At 70.4% G+C, this 14,596-nt stretch carries 17 protein-coding genes and 1 pseudogene; 10 read left to right on the top strand and 8 right to left on the bottom strand.

What is annotated here, in order from left to right; all coding sequences use genetic code 11:
- The first annotated feature begins 33 nt into the window (after positions 1–33).
- From ACZ5PB_RS09450 to ACZ5PB_RS09440, 3 genes are read left to right on the top strand one after another with little or no spacing between them, the layout of a single operon-like run.
- A complete protein-coding gene (locus ACZ5PB_RS09450) occupies positions 34–504 on the top strand; it encodes a DUF2243 domain-containing protein (protein ID WP_468689315.1) in 471 nt (156 codons plus the stop codon).
- A gap of 53 nt (positions 505–557) precedes the next feature.
- On the top strand, positions 558–1,388 hold the full coding sequence (locus tag ACZ5PB_RS09445) for a cytochrome c oxidase assembly protein (RefSeq protein ID WP_468689314.1): 831 nt from the start codon (positions 558–560) through the stop codon (positions 1,386–1,388).
- Between the two features lie 12 nt (positions 1,389–1,400).
- Entirely contained in the window at positions 1,401–1,859 is a 459-nt protein-coding gene (locus ACZ5PB_RS09440) for a DUF4383 domain-containing protein (protein WP_468689312.1), read from the top strand.
- Positions 1,860–2,022: 163 nt separating this feature from the next.
- Here ACZ5PB_RS09440 and ACZ5PB_RS09435 read toward each other — a convergent pair whose 3' ends face one another.
- The 3 genes from ACZ5PB_RS09435 to ACZ5PB_RS09425 form a co-directional block, all read right to left on the bottom strand.
- On the bottom strand, positions 2,023–2,484 hold the full coding sequence (locus tag ACZ5PB_RS09435; RefSeq protein ID WP_468689310.1) for a hypothetical protein: 462 nt from the start codon (positions 2,482–2,484) through the stop codon (positions 2,023–2,025).
- A 506-nt stretch (positions 2,485–2,990) separates the two neighbouring features.
- A complete protein-coding gene (locus tag ACZ5PB_RS09430) occupies positions 2,991–3,338 on the bottom strand; it encodes an ANTAR domain-containing protein (protein ID WP_468689309.1) in 348 nt (115 codons plus the stop codon).
- 202 nt (positions 3,339–3,540) lie between these two features.
- Positions 3,541–3,867: a DUF6221 family protein gene (locus tag ACZ5PB_RS09425; protein WP_468689307.1), complete on the bottom strand. Its 327-nt coding sequence runs from the start codon at positions 3,865–3,867 to the stop codon at positions 3,541–3,543.
- A 261-nt stretch (positions 3,868–4,128) separates the two neighbouring features.
- Between ACZ5PB_RS09425 and ACZ5PB_RS09420 the strand changes: the two genes are divergently transcribed.
- Positions 4,129–4,425 carry a dihydrofolate reductase family protein gene (locus ACZ5PB_RS09420; protein WP_468689305.1) on the top strand — a complete coding sequence of 99 codons (297 nt, stop codon included), beginning with the start codon at positions 4,129–4,131 and terminating at the stop codon, positions 4,423–4,425.
- A gap of 71 nt (positions 4,426–4,496) precedes the next feature.
- Positions 4,497–7,952 (top strand): protein kinase domain-containing protein, encoded by a 3,456-nt coding sequence (locus tag ACZ5PB_RS09415; RefSeq protein ID WP_468689304.1) that lies wholly within the window; start codon positions 4,497–4,499, stop codon positions 7,950–7,952.
- Positions 7,953–8,061: 109 nt separating this feature from the next.
- Here the strand turns inward: ACZ5PB_RS09415 and ACZ5PB_RS09410 are convergent.
- A pseudogene (locus ACZ5PB_RS09410) lies at positions 8,062–8,154 on the bottom strand (cupin domain-containing protein); the annotation flags it as partial.
- Between the two features lie 217 nt (positions 8,155–8,371).
- Complete coding sequence (locus tag ACZ5PB_RS09405) at positions 8,372–8,722, bottom strand: WhiB family transcriptional regulator (RefSeq protein WP_468689302.1); 351 nt, start codon at positions 8,720–8,722, stop codon at positions 8,372–8,374.
- A 602-nt stretch (positions 8,723–9,324) separates the two neighbouring features.
- Here ACZ5PB_RS09405 and ACZ5PB_RS09400 point away from each other — a divergent pair.
- Both ACZ5PB_RS09400 and ACZ5PB_RS09395 read left to right on the top strand, forming a co-directional pair.
- A complete protein-coding gene (locus tag ACZ5PB_RS09400; RefSeq protein WP_468689300.1) occupies positions 9,325–9,519 on the top strand; it encodes a hypothetical protein in 195 nt (64 codons plus the stop codon).
- 199 nt (positions 9,520–9,718) lie between these two features.
- On the top strand, positions 9,719–10,150 hold the full coding sequence (locus ACZ5PB_RS09395) for a hypothetical protein (protein ID WP_468689298.1): 432 nt from the start codon (positions 9,719–9,721) through the stop codon (positions 10,148–10,150).
- Between the two features lie 313 nt (positions 10,151–10,463).
- On the opposite strand, the gene ACZ5PB_RS09390 is transcribed toward ACZ5PB_RS09395, so the two are convergent.
- From ACZ5PB_RS09390 to ACZ5PB_RS09380, 3 genes are all read right to left on the bottom strand, one after another.
- Positions 10,464–10,808 carry an ANTAR domain-containing protein gene (locus ACZ5PB_RS09390; RefSeq protein ID WP_468689296.1) on the bottom strand — a complete coding sequence of 115 codons (345 nt, stop codon included), beginning with the start codon at positions 10,806–10,808 and terminating at the stop codon, positions 10,464–10,466.
- A gap of 452 nt (positions 10,809–11,260) precedes the next feature.
- Positions 11,261–11,671 (bottom strand): hypothetical protein, encoded by a 411-nt coding sequence (locus ACZ5PB_RS09385; protein ID WP_468689566.1) that lies wholly within the window; start codon positions 11,669–11,671, stop codon positions 11,261–11,263.
- Positions 11,672–11,818: 147 nt separating this feature from the next.
- A complete protein-coding gene (locus tag ACZ5PB_RS09380) occupies positions 11,819–12,217 on the bottom strand; it encodes a DUF6415 family natural product biosynthesis protein (protein WP_468689294.1) in 399 nt (132 codons plus the stop codon).
- 600 nt (positions 12,218–12,817) lie between these two features.
- Here ACZ5PB_RS09380 and ACZ5PB_RS09375 point away from each other — a divergent pair.
- From ACZ5PB_RS09375 to ACZ5PB_RS09365, 3 genes are all read left to right on the top strand, one after another.
- Entirely contained in the window at positions 12,818–13,024 is a 207-nt protein-coding gene (locus ACZ5PB_RS09375; RefSeq protein ID WP_468689290.1) for a hypothetical protein, read from the top strand.
- 211 nt (positions 13,025–13,235) lie between these two features.
- Complete coding sequence (locus ACZ5PB_RS09370; RefSeq protein WP_468689287.1) at positions 13,236–13,703, top strand: tyrosine-type recombinase/integrase; 468 nt, start codon at positions 13,236–13,238, stop codon at positions 13,701–13,703.
- Positions 13,704–14,290: 587 nt separating this feature from the next.
- Positions 14,291–14,503, top strand: a complete 213-nt coding sequence (locus ACZ5PB_RS09365; RefSeq protein ID WP_468689285.1) for a hypothetical protein — start codon at positions 14,291–14,293, stop codon at positions 14,501–14,503.
- Positions 14,504–14,596 lie beyond the last annotated feature (93 nt).

Below are 14,596 nucleotides of genomic sequence, written 5' to 3'. Positions count from 1 at the left end.
CGGGGGTGAGTTGCTCGCAGGAAGGAATCTCCCATGACCGCATCGCCCCCTCCGTACCCTTCTCTTCCCGCTCGCAGGTCACTGGTGGTGGGTACGGTGATCGGGATCGGGGTGATGGCGGCGCTCGACGAGATCGTCTTCCACCAGATCCTCGGCTGGCACCACTTCTACGACCGCTCCACCCCCGGCGTGGGTCTGCTGTCCGACGGTTTCCTGCACACCGCCGAACTGCTGGCCGTGGTTGCCGGACTCTTCCTGTACGCCGATCTGCGGCGCCGCCGTGCCCTGTTCCCGGCGTCCTGCCTGGCCGGGCTCTTCCTCGGCCTGGGAGCCTTCCAGCTCTTCGACGGCGTCGTGGACCACAAGCTGCTGCGCCTGCACCAGATCCGCTACGGCGTCGACGTCGCCCCGTACGACTGGAGCTGGAACGCCGTCGGAGCGGTACTGCTGCTGACCGGTGCCGTACTGGCACTGCGAGCGGCCCGGCGCGGGCCGACGTCGTGAACCCGGGGCACGCGCATGCCGGGCAGCTTCCGCTTCCGGCCGCCCTGCTGCTCGTGTTGCCGACGGCATTCGCGTATCTGCTGGCGGCGGCCCGACTGCGGCGGCGCGGAGATGCCTGGCCGCGGGTGCGGGAGGCGTCGTTCACCGCCGGAAGCGCCATGGTTGCCTGGGCAGCGGCCGGAAGGCTGCCGGGCGGCGGGCCTTTCACCGCGCATATGGTCCAGCACCTGGCTGCCGGCATGGTGGCCCCGGTGCTCCTGGTCCTTGCCCGTCCGCTGACGCTGGCCCTGCGCGCCCTGCCTCCCGGGGGTGGGCGCCGGGGTCTGCTCGCGGTGCTGCGTTCCCGCTTCACGGGCGCGGTGGCCTTTCCACCGGTGGCGGCCCTGCTCGACCTGGGCGGCCTGTGGCTGCTGTACCGCACGGGGCTGTTGTCCGTTGCGATGCACCGGCCGTGGCTGCATACCGTCCTGTACGCCCATGTCCTGGCCGCCGGGGTGCTGTTCACGGCAGCCGTCTGCCAGCTCGATCCGGTACGCCGCCGATGGCCCCTGACCCTGCGCGCGGTGACCCTGCTGGCGGCGGGCACCGCGCACGCCGTGCTGGCCAAGACCCTGTACGCCGCGCCGCCGCCCGGCACCGCGTTCGCCGCGGCCGACCTGCACACGGGCGCCCAGGTCATGTATTACGGAGGCGACGCGGCGGAGGCCGCGCTGGCGATCGTGGTGGCCGCCACCTGGTACGCGGCCGCCGGCCGGCGCGCGAGGACGCGGGGCCGTCGGCCGGGAAGCGATCCCTTCATCTCCTGCATACAACCGCAGCCAGGGGTACTTGACCGGGGCCCACATGAGGGCTCCCGGCCCACCGGATCGCACCAACTTCCCTAAGGGACACGTGACATGACCACTCATCACGGCACGACTTCCCGCCGCTCCCGGACCCCGGTCCAGCTGGCGGCCCTCGCCGTCGGCGCGGTGTTCCTGCTCGTCGGAGTGCTCGGGTTCGTCCCCGGGATCACCACGGACTACGCCACCATGGAGTTCGCCGCCCACCACTCCGACGCCAAGCTGCTCGGCGTCTTCCAGGTGTCGATCCTGCACAACCTGGTCCATCTGCTCTTCGGCGTGCTGGGCATCGCCCTGTCCCGCACCGCCGGCCAAAGCCGCGCCTACCTGATCGGCGGCGGCGTCGTCTACCTGGTGCTGTGGCTGTACGGGCTGCTGATCGACCACGACAGCGGGGCCAACTTCGTCCCCGTGAATACGGCCGACAACCGGCTGCACCTCATCCTCGGCCTCGGCATGATCGTCCTCGGCGCGCTGCTCGGCCGCCGTGCCGGGACGGCCAGCACCCGCTGAGGGGCGCCGTTCCCGCCCGTTCAGGCCGCGCGGGGCCCCAGGCGCTCCGAGACCGCCCCGGACACGCCGGCCGGAGCGGTCCCCGTCGAGATCAGCAGGGGCGGGCGCCCCCTCAAACCGCAGTCTTGTCTGACCACGCCACCGAGCGTGCCTGGTCACAGCCCTAGATATGGATGAGAATCTGTCGCAGGGAATGTCCGAGCACACCCGCGAGAGAGGCCAACTCCGCATCGGTCAGCCAAGCCCGGTTCGGATACAGAACCTCGATCCTGAACCGCGCGAACCCCATCGGCCAGTCGTACACCAGCTCGTTAAGCGACGTCTCAACGTCGCAGCAGGGAACCGTCACCACGAGCGTCGAAAAGCCCTCGGCGTAGCACTGCGAGACGGCATCACCCCACCAGCCAGGTGCGAGCTCCACGCCGCACCGCGGGCAGGAGATCTGCTCCAGGTTGGCGAAGCAGTGGACCACCTCGACGCTGTCGTGCCACTTGGCTTCCAGACCACGTCGGGCATCGTCGTCAGACAGCATCCCTGACAACACAACTGCAGCACGGTCCGCCGCATCCGTACTGGGCTGCCAGTACGGATCGGTCGGAATCACCGTCAGGTAGTTGTCACTCATCGCCCGCCCCCACGCCCGCCACGGTCCCGCTCCTCGTCTCCTCGTCAGACCCGGCGAACCTATCCGGTCACAGCACCAAGCGGAGCTGGTGAAGTTGTTTGCGTCTGACAGGCGTTCCTGGGGAGTGATGCCATGCCGAACACCCTTCGAGTCGCGCTGACCGACGAGCAACGCCGTGCTCTGCACGTACTGCTGGGTGGAATGACCGTTCAGCTGTTGTGTACCACGAGCTGGGTGCGGCCGGGCGTGCTCGGCCGGTAGGGGGCGTGCCTGTGTGGGTACCCCTCCAGCGGCAGGGTCCCGGACGTCGGCATGCTCACGGGGGCCTGCCGGTGCACGTTGTCCCGGGTGGGGTGTTTCCGCCGGATCCTCTGTGAAACCCGTCGGGCGGAGGCCGCGGCGCAGACCGGTTCGGCAGAAAGCCGGTGGTGCCCCGTGCCTGCCCGCTCTGCCGTCCACCTGCACCAGCGGACGGCAGAGCCGTGTACGGGCAGAGGGGTGGGTGTTCATGTCGACCGGGCGGCTGCCAGCGCCCTGTTCAGAGCGGTGTGGATCTCTGCGGGCAGGTCCTGGCTGCTCACCCAGTCCACAAGGTGTTCAGCGACCCGCCGCAGTCTGATGTTGGTGCGCTGGGAGACTTCCCGCAGAACGGCGAAACCCTGGTCCGGACGCAGGCCGCCGAGGGTGATGACCACGCCGATCGCCTGGTCGACGACCGTGTGGGAGACCACGGCTTCCTGCAACTGGCCGATCTCCTCCCGCAGACCGCCGATCCTCGCCAGGAGATCCTCCCGCCCCCAAGGAGCCGGGTGTTCATCGGCCTGTGCCGGAGGAACGGGCAGTGGCTTGTTCATCGTGATCATCTCCCCGACCGCAGGCCTCCCGCCCGGGTCACTCGCGCCAACGGCCGTGCAAGCAAGACACTCCGCACCTACCCCAGGAAACCCACGATGTGCACCCGGCCCGGCCCGAGAAGGGCGGCTGGAGGAGAGGAGTTGACGGCCCGGTACGCGCAGCGGCTGCACGCGGAAGGCCAGCGGGCGCGCGGTGGCCGGTTCAGGGGTACCAGGTGTCCTGCCAGTCGGGGTGCGGTTCGTAGGGCAGGGCCAGGGCCTTCATTGAGGTGAACGCGAGGGCGGCGTCCCGCGGCCAGACGGCCGCCCGCCGGCCGCGCTCGATACGGCTCTCCAGGCCGTGCGGGAGGCGCCGGTTGACCGTGATCCCTTCGAGGAGGCGTCGCGGGCAGGGGCAGCGGCAGCGCACGAAAGCAATGCTGCCCGGCAGGTCGTGGAGGGGGCAGGACAGCTCGTGGAAATAGGCCGCCTCGCGCTCGTCGTCGAACCGGTCGTGCAGGAAGGCGTCCAGCGCCGCGATGACGGGCATGAGTCAGCCCGCCCCGGCCCGCGCGACCCCGGTCCCGGCCCGGGTCTGGTGGCGGCCCGGGTCTGGTGGCGGCGGCAGAAACCTGGGTCGCTCAGCGCGTCCGGGCCTGCGCCATGAGGCGGTGCCTCCCTGCCTGCACAGGGTGCGGCGCCGCTTCCGGCCCACGGAGGGGTTCCACGGGGCGGCCCGCTCCTTGGCTCCGCAGCCCGCTCCCGGGCGGTCGTGGTGGTGGGCACGGAGTAAGTGGTCCTCTGGACCACCTTGACCGAAGCACCGTGGGAGCACACCCGCGTGGTGAACGCCCCGGCCGCCGACGCCGTCGCAGAACTCAAGGCCACGGGCGAAGGCGACATCCTCGTCAACAGCTCCCCGAGCGTCATCGAGCCGCTCCTCGCGGCAGACCTGCTCGACCGGCTGCATCTCATGATCTTCCCCGAGATCGCCGGTGACGGGCAGCGGCTGTTCGACGACGACCTCCCGCCGTCGCAGTGGAAGCTCGCCCACCAGGAGACCGGCGAACCGGGTGAGATCGCCCTGGTCTACGACCGAGTCCGCTGAGCTGCCCGATCACCGCATTCAGCCGGGAACCGCTTCCGGTGTCTCCTCGTCCACTCCTTCTTGGAGGGGTGATGACTGGATCAGGAGAGCGTGGCTCCGACGTGACCGCACGCTGGCGGGTCGGCGACGTCGTGGACGGCCGCTACGCAGTGACGGCCGTCCTCGGCAGGGGCGGCATGGGTGAGGTCTTCCGCGTGCGGCACCTCGGCTGGGACACCGACCTCGCGGTGAAGAGTCCCCTGCTGGACGGGGCCGACACGGCGCGCCGCCAGGAGCTGTTCACCACCGAGGCCCAGACCTGGGTGTCGCTCGGTCTGCATCCGCACGTCTGCGGATGCCATTACGTCCGTACGCTCGGCGGCGTTCCCCGCGTGTTCGCCGAGTACGTGCCCGGAGGCAGCCTCGCCGACCGGATTCGCGACAGACGGCTCTACGCGGGAGAGGCCCGCGAGGTGCTCGCCCGGGTCCTCGACGTGGCCGTACAGGCGGCATGGGGCCTGGAGCACGCGCACCGACGGGGCGTGGTCCACCAGGACGTGAAGCCCGGCAACATCCTGATCGACGGCTCGGGCAGAGCCAAGATCACCGACTTCGGTCTGGCCCGCGCCCGTACCGTCGCCCTGGGCGGCGCCGCCGGAACAGGGCGGGTGGCGGCGACTGCCTGGAAGGCAGGCGCTGCGGGGCCGTTGCCCGGGGCGAGTCTGCTGCTCACCGGCAGCGGTGGGATGACCCCGGCCTACGCCTCGCCCGAGCAGGCGTCGAACGAGCGGGTCAGCGTGCGGAGCGACATCTACAGCTTCGCCGTGTCCGTCCTGGAGATGTTCACCGGCGAAGTGCGGTGGATGCTCGGGCCCGTGGCGGGCGAGGTGCTCGACAACTGCCTCGCCGAAGGGCCGGCCGAGGAGTGGCTGCCGCCGCTCCCGCCCGAGGTGGCCCGGCTGCTCGCGCGCTGCCTGCGCCAGGAACCCGCCGAACGCCCGGCGTCCATCACGGCGGTGGCCGTCGAACTCGCCGCTGTGTATCGCCGACTGCTGGGACGTCCGTACCCCAGGCGTGAACCCCGCGCCACCGATCTCCTGGCCGCCGAGCACAACAACCGTGCCCTGTCCCTGCTCGACCTCGGCGACGAGGACGGCGCCGCCCGCTCCTTCGCCGAGGCGCTCGACGCCGACCCCCAGCACCTGGTCGCCCGGTACAACTCAGGCCTCCTGGACTGGCGACGCGGCAGGGCGACGGACGAGGACCTCCTCGCCGAACTGGACACGATCAGCGCCACCAGCAACGACATCGGGGAAGTGCGCCGCCTGACCGCCCAGGTACACCTGGAGCGCGGTGACGTCCGCCAGGGCAACACCCTGCTGGAGGAGGCGGCAGGACAGGCACCGCACGACCCGGAGACGCGGGCGGCGCTCCGGGCGGTGTCCGAGCTCGGCCGTCCGGCGGACAGCACGCGCTCGCTGAACTGGTACAGCAACCCGGCGGACCGCTTCCCCACCAGTTTCCCCGTCAGCACGACCACGGACGGCCGCCTGGCGCTGACCGGCGTCGCCGACGGGCTCCTGAGCCTGTGGTCCCTGCCGAGCGGGCGCATCCTGCGCACCATCGACCTCCAGGAGCGCGGTCTACCGAGCGCCGGCCTGAGTTCCGACGGCCGCTACGCCCTGTCCGGGGGCCGCGACGGCACCGTCCGGCTGTGGGATCTGAACGACGGCCGCTGTGTCAAGGCGCTGCGGCCGGGCGGGCCGGAGAGCCGGTTCGACCTTCGCGAGCCGCGACTGCACGAGACGGGCGTCGCCTTGATCCCGCTCACCGAGCGCGCCTCCTTCCCCTCCACGACCGGTCGTATCGAGGTCTGGGACCTGCACGAGGAGCAGCTCCGTTTCACGATCGCCGACGGGCTCGGCTGGGAGGCCGCGGGCGAGATCAGTCCGGACGGACGACGGGCACTCACCACCGGGTACCACGATCACACCGTCCGGTTGTGGGATCTGGAGACCGGCTCGTGCCGGAGAGTCCTGCCGGCGGGGGGCTCGCAGGTCGCCAGGGTGCGGTTCAGCGCCGACGGCCGGTTCGCGGTCACCGGGGAGCACTTCTCCCGCGCCGGTGGCGCCCTGCGCGTCTGGGACCTGGACTCCGGCACCTGCCTGCGCGTCCTCAACGGACACGCGCACGGGATCACCGGCCTTTACCTGAGCCCGGACGGCCGTCACGTGCTCTCCGGCAGCCTGGACCACACCGCGCGCCTGTGGGACGTCGCCACCGGCAGGTGCCTGCGTACGTACCGGGGGCACCAACGGGACGTGGAACTGCTCCAGTTGGACACCGGGACGGGGACGGTCCTCACGGGCAGCTCCGACAACACGCTCCGCCGCTGGGACCTCCCCGGCCGCTATACGAGCCCCTTCCAGGTCAGCCGTCCACGGCAGAACACGGAACTCGACGTCCTGGCCGACAGGGTCGACGCACTCGTCCGCGAGGCGGAGCAGGCCGTGTCGGCCGGTGACCACGCCTCGGCCCTCACCCTGCTCGGCGACGCGCGGGCGACCACCGGCCACGAACGCACCCCGGCCGTCCTGGAGGCCTGGAGACGGCTCGCGCCCTTCACCGTACGAACCGGCGTCAAGGCCGTGTGGTCGCGGAAGATCCTCGGCGATCACCCCTCCAACGTGCTCTCGGCCGCTCTTTCGCCCGACGCGCGCACCGCCGTCACCAGTGGCAGCGACCGTACGGTACGGCTCTGGGACGTCGGCAGCGGAGCCTGCCTGCACGTTCTGAGGACTGCCGACATCGGCAGAGCCGCGATGAGCTCGGACAGCACGCGTCTGCTCCACTCCACCACCGGGGGCGAGCTCACCGTCTGGTCCGCCGCGACCGGCGAGCGCCTCGCGCACCTCGACCGCGGGGAGACCCTCGGCTCCCTCCCGGCGACCTTCAGCGCCGACGGCACGCACGCCCTGGTCATCGGGATGGATCACGTCGTACGTCTCTGGGATCTTGACGCGGGCCGCGTCACGGCGGAGCTGGCAGGACACGGAAAGCAGGTGTACGCGGCCCGGATCAACGACCGTGGCACCACCGCCGTCACCGGAGGAGCAGACGCCACGGTACGGCTCTGGGACCTTGGCTCGGGGAAGTGCCTGCGTACCTTCCACGGTCACTCGCGCACCGTCATGGCGGCCTGCCTCAGCCCCGACGGCCGCCACATCCTCTCCAGCGCCGACCAGGAACCGGCCCTGCGCCTCTGGGACACCTCGACCGGCGAACTCCTGCGCGCCCTCGACCCGCAGCCGAGTCACGCCAACGCCGTCCGCCTCAGCCCGGACGGCCGGTTCGCCCTCTCGGCGGGTGAGGACGCGACGGCACGCCTGTGGGACGTGGAGACCGGACGGTCTCTGCGGGTGCTGCGGGGACACGGGCAGCGGGTCATCGGAGTCGGTTTCACTCCGGACAGCCGGTTCGGGGTCTCGTGGAGTATCGATGCGGTGCAACTCCGCGAGTTCGACTGGGAACTGGCCCTGCCGGGGTGACCACACCGCAGGCACAAGAGCAGCCCGTCGATCGCTGCCGCCGCGGGCCGCGACCAGCGGCGGCGAGGGTGCGCTGCCCGTCAGCGGAGGCGGGATACGGCGAGCTGTGGGCAAGCGCCTTCTGGAGGTCGCGGAGGTACTGCACGTACAGGTCGGGAGTGAAGGTGCGGAGCATGACGGCCGGTTGATCGGTCAGGTTGGCGGAAGGGCAGCGACCGGGCATGACCAGATCGTGTAGGGGTACTGGGCCGTGGCGGAAGGCCCGCCGATGCCTCCCGCCCACCCCCTGACAGCACGTGCGGGGCTGTCAGGGGGCTGTGGGCTGCGGGACCGTTCCCGTTCCCGTTCCTGGCGGAGGATCAGGCAGACAGGACCCCGCCGCACGTTTTCAGACGGACGTTCCGGCGGCCAGGTTGCCGTCAGCCAGCGGCACTCACCGCTGGGAAGTGCGGTCGGGCCCGGAGAGTACGGGCGTCATGCGCTTGGCGGGCGGTCTCCAGCAGCAGCCGCCAGGAGACCACCGGGGGGCGGCGGCGCAGCAGGGCGCGGCGTTCGCGCTCCGTCATGCCGCCCCGGATGCCGTGCTCGATCCGCCCGTCCAGGGCGTGGGCCAGGCACTCGGTGTGCACTGGGCAGCTGGTGCACACCTGGGCCGCCCGCGTCTGCGCGGCGCCCTCGGCGAACAGTTCCTCCGCATCCACGGCCCGGCACTTTGCCCGCGCCGCCCAGCCCTGCCTCTCCCGCGCCGCAGCCCACTCCCGCCCATTCACTGGCGGCGCCGTGTGCTCCGCTCCAGCCGGACGCTACGGACCCCCCGTAGCCCCGTAACAGCAGTGACACCCGTACCGGTGACCCCACTCCACGACTCGCACACTCCCAACCTCTTTACAACTGACCGAAGTTGCACACAAAGAGTTGCAGACATGCCCCGGTTCGCCGTCGCGCACTCGGGCCCGCAGGCGCGGCGCGCACGGCAGTGCCACCTCCCCTGGCCCGCTGTCGCCGGCCACCGTTGCGGGGGCATCAGCCGTGCGCTCCGCCCACCACTCGCACCCGGTGCCAGTTGGGTAGCGCTCCGGACGGACGGCCTGCCACCAGCCGTCGGGCGGCGAGGAGCCAGTACTGGACGCGGGATCACCACATGCGCCGGCAGGCCCTGGACACCGGACGCCGGACGCCGGACGCCGGAACGTGCCGGACAACTGGCTCCCTGCAGCCTCCCCTGGGGCACCGGTTCCCCGCGATCCTTGGCCTACCATGTCACCGAGTGTGACTGTCCGTCGTGCGGATTCCTCTGCTGCATGTGAGGCTTTTGGAGGCCGCAGGCACTCCGCCGCGGCCCTTCCCCAACTCTCCGCAGGAGTGGTTCCGCATGGGTATTTCGGACCAGTTCAAGGACAAGGCGCAGGAGCTCCAGGACCGGGCCAAGCAGGCCATGGGCGACGCCAAGGACAACGCCCAGGAGCGAGGCCAGCAGGCGCAGGAGCGTGCCGAGAAGGGCGCCGAGCAGGGGCAGCAGCGCGCCCAGCAGGCCCGCGAGGATGTCGAGGGCCACTCCGAGCGCTGACCCACAGCGCCTTTGGGTGAACAGAGGTGGGGCCGCGTCTCGTGACGGGCCCCACCTTTGTCACGAACGTTTGTCACGAACGCCGCAGCAATCATCGCACCGCTCAGGGGCCGCGGCCGCAGCCACATGGGCAGCCGACCGAGACGGGCACAGCCGGCACGGACGGTCGAGCGCCCCGCCAGCAACTTCCATACGGAACATGGAGATTTCAGTGACAACGACCGTCAACGACACCCCGGGCACGCGGCTCGCCGAGACCCTCGCGCAGAGCGTGACCGACCCCCGCAAACGGACGGCAACACGCCTGCTCGGCTCCTATGCCGACGGATACTGGCTGCGGCGGTTTCACCAGGACGAGGCGGTGCTCTCCCGTGAGGCCGACCTTCCCGTTCTCCACCGCGAGGGTGGCACAACCTGCCTGGACTTCGACGCGATCGGCCTGCTGCTGCTCGCCCGCCCCGCAGCGCTCGGTGGTACACCCGCCGATGTCGCCGTGCTGGAGATCGCGGCGTCGCTCACCACCCGGTGCGGTGTCCAGCTCGGACAGACCGTTCAGCACGTACCCGAAAAGGACTGGCTGCTCATCCTGCGCGCCCTTGCCGAGATCAGACCACCGCAAGTACAGGTATGAGCTGCCGTTCGCCGTCCGACTGCGCCAAAGGCGCAGCACCGAGGCCGCTCGGCGGAGCAACTGTGGGGCGAAACTCCGGCACCTGCCCGCAGGACCACACCCGGACGTGAGGACACGGCGCATGCCGGGTACAAGAGCCGGCGGCCGGGCGTACCCCCACTGGCACGGGCGTTGGGCAGGGCGTACCCGTGTGGTGTTCCTGCCGGTGCACGTTCTACCCGGGCCCGGGTGTTTCCGCTGCTGCCTGTCGGGAACCCCGACGGGCGGAGGCCACGCCGAGCGCGGGTTCGGCAGTGAGCCTGTGGTGCCCGGTTCACATCGGGCGCGTGGCTGCGAGGGCCTTGTCCAGGGCCGTCCGGATCTCCGCGGGCAGGTGCTCGCTGCTCATCCAGCCCACGAGGTACTCGGCAACGTGCCGCAGTTTGATGTTGGTGGTCTGGGAGATCTCGCGCAGGACCGCGAAACCCTGATCCGGGCGCAGACCACCCATTGTGATGACCACACCGATCGCCTGATCGACCACCGCATGGGAGACAACGGCTTCCTGCAGCTGGCCGATCTCCTCCCGCAGACCGCTGATTCTCGCCAGGAGATCCTCCCGCCCGACAACCGAAGGATCTGCGGCCTGTGACGGAAGGGCGGGCAGCGGCTTGTTCATCGTGGTTACCTCCCCGACCGCGGGCCTCCCGCCCCGGCCACTCGCCAATACCGACCTTGCAAGCAGTGCAGTCCGCGTCTACCCCCGCAGGCCGAAGATCTACACCCGGCCCGCAGGGGGTACGCGCGCCCTCCGGGCGGTGATCACACCTGGTGAGCCGACCGTCGGCGTGCCACAACGTCGCCCTGACCGCCGCCCACACACGAGCGCCCTGGCCGCAGAGGCCGAACACCTCCTTGCGGTGGGACGCTGGGGGTGCTTCTCCCATAGGGGGCCTGGATGCGTATACCGGCGAGCATCGAGATGGGCACCGGCTCCTGCCGCCTCCGGCAGACCGACGCCCGGGCCGCACGAATCGAGGCAGGCTGACCATGCCGCTCATCGCCGCGTTGGACCCGCGCCGCCTCCTCACCCTGGGGTGGTGCTGATGTACAGAGCCAAGCCAGTGGATGTCAGGCGGCCGCGATTCGGGCGAGGGTGCGCTGGAGCCGGTGGACGGCTTGTTCGGCTTCCGTGTACTGCTGGGGGGTCGGTGTGGTGGCGCCGAAGGTGGGGCCGCCCTTGGCGGGAAGGGCCCGCCAGTGCAGGATCGGTGTGAGGGCGGTGGTGGCTGCGCCGAGGAACCAGGCCAGGTGTCCGTGGACGTGGGCGAGGGCGATGGCCAGGGCGGCGAGTGCTTCCCGCAGGTGCGCCAGCCGCTCGATCACGGGCATCCCCTCCCGGAACCCCGGCGCGCCGACGGCGGCCTCCAGGTCGGCGGCGGCCCTCGCCGCGACGTCACGGTCATCGGGGTCCACCACCCACACCTGATCGCGGAGCTGCCGCTCGGCCTCCTGCGCCAACTCCTCCACAGCCGTTCGCATGTCCACGCCCGCACCCTACGTCCCGCCTCAGCAAGTCCGCCCCCCATGCTGCGGCGCCGAGCCGATGCTGCGGCGCTGAGTTCGATCGGTGTGTGCGGCGCCCCTGGACAGAACGCTCCTGGGCATCGGCCGGGCCGAAAGCCGGCCTCAGGTGCGGTCGGCACCGTGGTGGCCTTGGGCAAGCAGTGCCAGGAGGCGTTCCACGCTCGTGGCCAACGCGCGCAGCCGGTACGCGGCGGCGGCCAGGCCACCTGTGGGTGCGGCGTCCAGGGTGCGGCGGGCGGTGTCGTGGACGGCTTGCCGGCGGGCCCGTTCGCGGGTGCTGTGGTCCGTCGCGGTGAGGAGGGGTTGGGTTTCATGGACGAGGAGGGCCAGGTGCGAGTGGAGGAGGGCGGTGAGCAGTTCGGTGTCGTCGGGGCGGGGCAGCGGGTGGGAGCGGAGCGCACGGTGGGCACGTACGACGGTGGATGCCATGAGGGTGGTGTCGAGGGGGTAGGTGGTGGAGCTGGCTGCAGGTTCTACGGTGTAGCGGGGGTGGTTGGGCATGGGATGTCTCCCGACTGGGTCACGCCGGGAGTGAATCCCCCGGTGGCTGCGTGCACTTGAACTGTCCCGGGCCACCGGCCACTGCGATGACCGACACCCCGGTGGACACCCATCAAGGCCACACGGCACCCCCTACCCGCAACTTGCGTCGAATCTGCGTCAGAAGATCGTGGACGGCGCCCTGCCCACCACCAGCAGACCGCCCCACCACGGTGCTCTCGCCCAGCGGCGTGGCATTGCAATCGTCACCCCGCGACGCGCACGGTCCGGTCGCCGGTCCGCAGGCCGCATCCGCACCAGGCCGGCACGGCACCTCCGTGGCCGGGACACCTCCCGCCGCCCTGGCAGCCTTTCAGTCCTGGCCGGCAGGAGCGGCGCCGGGCACATGTCCCCCGCACCGTGACTTCACCCGCCGGCCAGAACGGGCCGCCCCGGCAAGCACCCCTGCGCATTCCGCAACCGCAATGGGAGTTGACGTGCCAGTCCTTCACTCCGTGCCCTCGGAGGGGCCGCACCAGCCCGGATGCCATGGCGTTGTGTGGGGGATGTGAAATCCGGCCAGAAGTCATGCGCGGCCGGACCACAGGTCGTTGTCACGGCATGAACGACGAGCACAGAACACCACCACGGGCAGAGCTGTCCTCGGCCTACTGGCTCGACTCCCCCGTCCTCGAACAGCACGGCCTGTGCGGCTGCTCCCCCGGCGACGGCCAACCACCCGCGCCACCCCCACCCACCTGGCAGCCCGTCATGATCGGCGCAGTATGCGCCCTCATCGTGACCGTCCTGGGCCTGGCCGTCATGTGACCAGACGCTCCCACCGGCCCCAGCACTAGCATCAGCACCCACCAGACGAGCGGCGGCGCTGCAGGGCTCACCTCACCGACGTGCCTGGGCCCTGAGGCGGCGGCTCCACTTCCCCAGCACGTCTCGTCGTATTCGGCTAGCAGGAACGAGGACCTGGAGGACATGCACCCCCTGGCCGGCTCCCAGGCGTTCGGCTGCCAAGGGCCCTCACGTGCACGTGCGCCGACAGCTGAACAGCAACGGCGCCTGGGCGAAGTCGCGACGGCCGCGGGCCATCCCGGTCACCAGCGAGATCGGCGTCTGCTACGCCGATTACCTTCATGAGCGCTCGGCGCTCCCGCAGGCCGACTTCACCGACCAGGTCCTAGTCAACCTCTTCCGGGAGCCGCTGGGGCAGGCGATGACCTACTCCGGCGTCAAGGGACAGTTCGACCGACTCGCGCGGCAAACTGACCTGATCGCCCGGCCGCACATGATCCGGCACAGCGCCACAACCGAGTGGATTCGCCAGGGCACGGACCGATCGGTGGTCTCCGACCTCCTCGGGCCCGTGTCCGAGTCGTCCATGGCCCCGTACGTCAACCCTCGGGAATTGCATCTGACGGGCGGGAAATCGCGGGCCGCCTGGTCGCAGCGGGAACCAGAAGGGCTTCGAGGCCCCTACGAACTGCCTTCCTGAACAGGGGTGTTGCCTGAGAGATCCCTTCTGATGCTTGATCTGCTCTCCAGAAGGGATGGTCTGGAGGGGTGCATCGGCAGAAGGTGGCCCTGGCAGGGTCCGCGCGTATGGAGCTCGTCTCCCGCGTGGCCCAACTACGCCCGCAGGACGCGATGTTCGATGCGATGCTGCGGGGCTGACGGGCTCAGCAGAGGTCGCGAGGGCTGAGAGACAAGACGATCGACCCGAGAGAACGGCTGATACGCCAGTTCCTTGAGTGTGCGAACAAGTACCCGTGGCGGTGGACGCCTGCCCAACTGGACGAGTGGTCGGCATCGTTGACGAGCGAGAGGCACTTGGCGCCCTCCACTATCCGCAGCTACCAGGGCACCGTTCGGCTGTTCACCGAGCTCCTTATCGACGCCCGCTACGGCTGGGGCACGGCATGCGATGAAGCCTTCGGCGCATTCCCTGCGGCGATCTGCCTTGAGTGGAATACCCTCCCTCACCTGCTACGCCGACGACCAAGTCGCACGCGCCGTGAAGGCCAAGCACAAGGGGGCCTTCGCCGCTTACCGGGACGCCACTCTTTTCAAGATCATCTACGGGTGGGGGCTTCGCCGGACCGAGACGTCCAAGTGGACGTGGTCGACTTCGGCCGCGACCCGCAGGCCCGGCAGTTCGGCCGGTACGGCACGCTCAACGTCCGCTACGGCAAGGCGAAGAAGGGCTATCCGCCGCGGCGGCGGAACGTGCTGCCGGTGATGGGCTGGGCGGCCGAGGCGGTCGCCGACTGCGTCGAGAACGCCCGGCCGCGCTAAGGGCGCCGTGCGCCGCAGTCTGGGCCAGCAGCTCGACCAGAGGCGAAGCGCCCGGGTTCGCAGAATCCTGGAGCTCGAACGCCAGGAACCCGC

The organism is Streptomyces sp. NPDC032721 (assembly GCF_055579625.1).
This window is presented reverse-complemented; position numbering and strand designations above follow the sequence as displayed.

What these genes read in the sequence shown, in the direction of transcription:
- ACZ5PB_RS09430 (WP_468689309.1), bottom strand. Translation starts at nt 3,338, where the DNA reads ATGAACAAGCCACTGCCCGTTCCTCCGGCACAGGCCGATGAACACCCG.
- ACZ5PB_RS09380 (WP_468689294.1), bottom strand. Translation starts at nt 12,217, where the DNA reads ATGCCCAACCACCCCCGCTACACCGTAGAACCTGCAGCCAGCTCCACC.
- ACZ5PB_RS09415 (WP_468689304.1), top strand. Translation starts at nt 4,497, where the DNA reads ATGACTGGATCAGGAGAGCGTGGCTCCGACGTGACCGCACGCTGGCGG.
- ACZ5PB_RS09425 (WP_468689307.1), bottom strand. Translation starts at nt 3,867, where the DNA reads ATGCCCGTCATCGCGGCGCTGGACGCCTTCCTGCACGACCGGTTCGAC.
- ACZ5PB_RS09390 (WP_468689296.1), bottom strand. Translation starts at nt 10,808, where the DNA reads ATGAACAAGCCGCTGCCCGCCCTTCCGTCACAGGCCGCAGATCCTTCG.
- ACZ5PB_RS09440 (WP_468689312.1), top strand. Translation starts at nt 1,401, where the DNA reads ATGACCACTCATCACGGCACGACTTCCCGCCGCTCCCGGACCCCGGTC.
- ACZ5PB_RS09385 (WP_468689566.1), bottom strand. Translation starts at nt 11,671, where the DNA reads ATGCGAACGGCTGTGGAGGAGTTGGCGCAGGAGGCCGAGCGGCAGCTC.
- ACZ5PB_RS09395 (WP_468689298.1), top strand. Translation starts at nt 9,719, where the DNA reads ATGGAGATTTCAGTGACAACGACCGTCAACGACACCCCGGGCACGCGG.
- ACZ5PB_RS09450 (WP_468689315.1), top strand. Translation starts at nt 34, where the DNA reads ATGACCGCATCGCCCCCTCCGTACCCTTCTCTTCCCGCTCGCAGGTCA.
- ACZ5PB_RS09435 (WP_468689310.1), bottom strand. Translation starts at nt 2,484, where the DNA reads ATGAGTGACAACTACCTGACGGTGATTCCGACCGATCCGTACTGGCAG.
- ACZ5PB_RS09400 (WP_468689300.1), top strand. Translation starts at nt 9,325, where the DNA reads ATGGGTATTTCGGACCAGTTCAAGGACAAGGCGCAGGAGCTCCAGGAC.
- ACZ5PB_RS09375 (WP_468689290.1), top strand. Translation starts at nt 12,818, where the DNA reads ATGAACGACGAGCACAGAACACCACCACGGGCAGAGCTGTCCTCGGCC.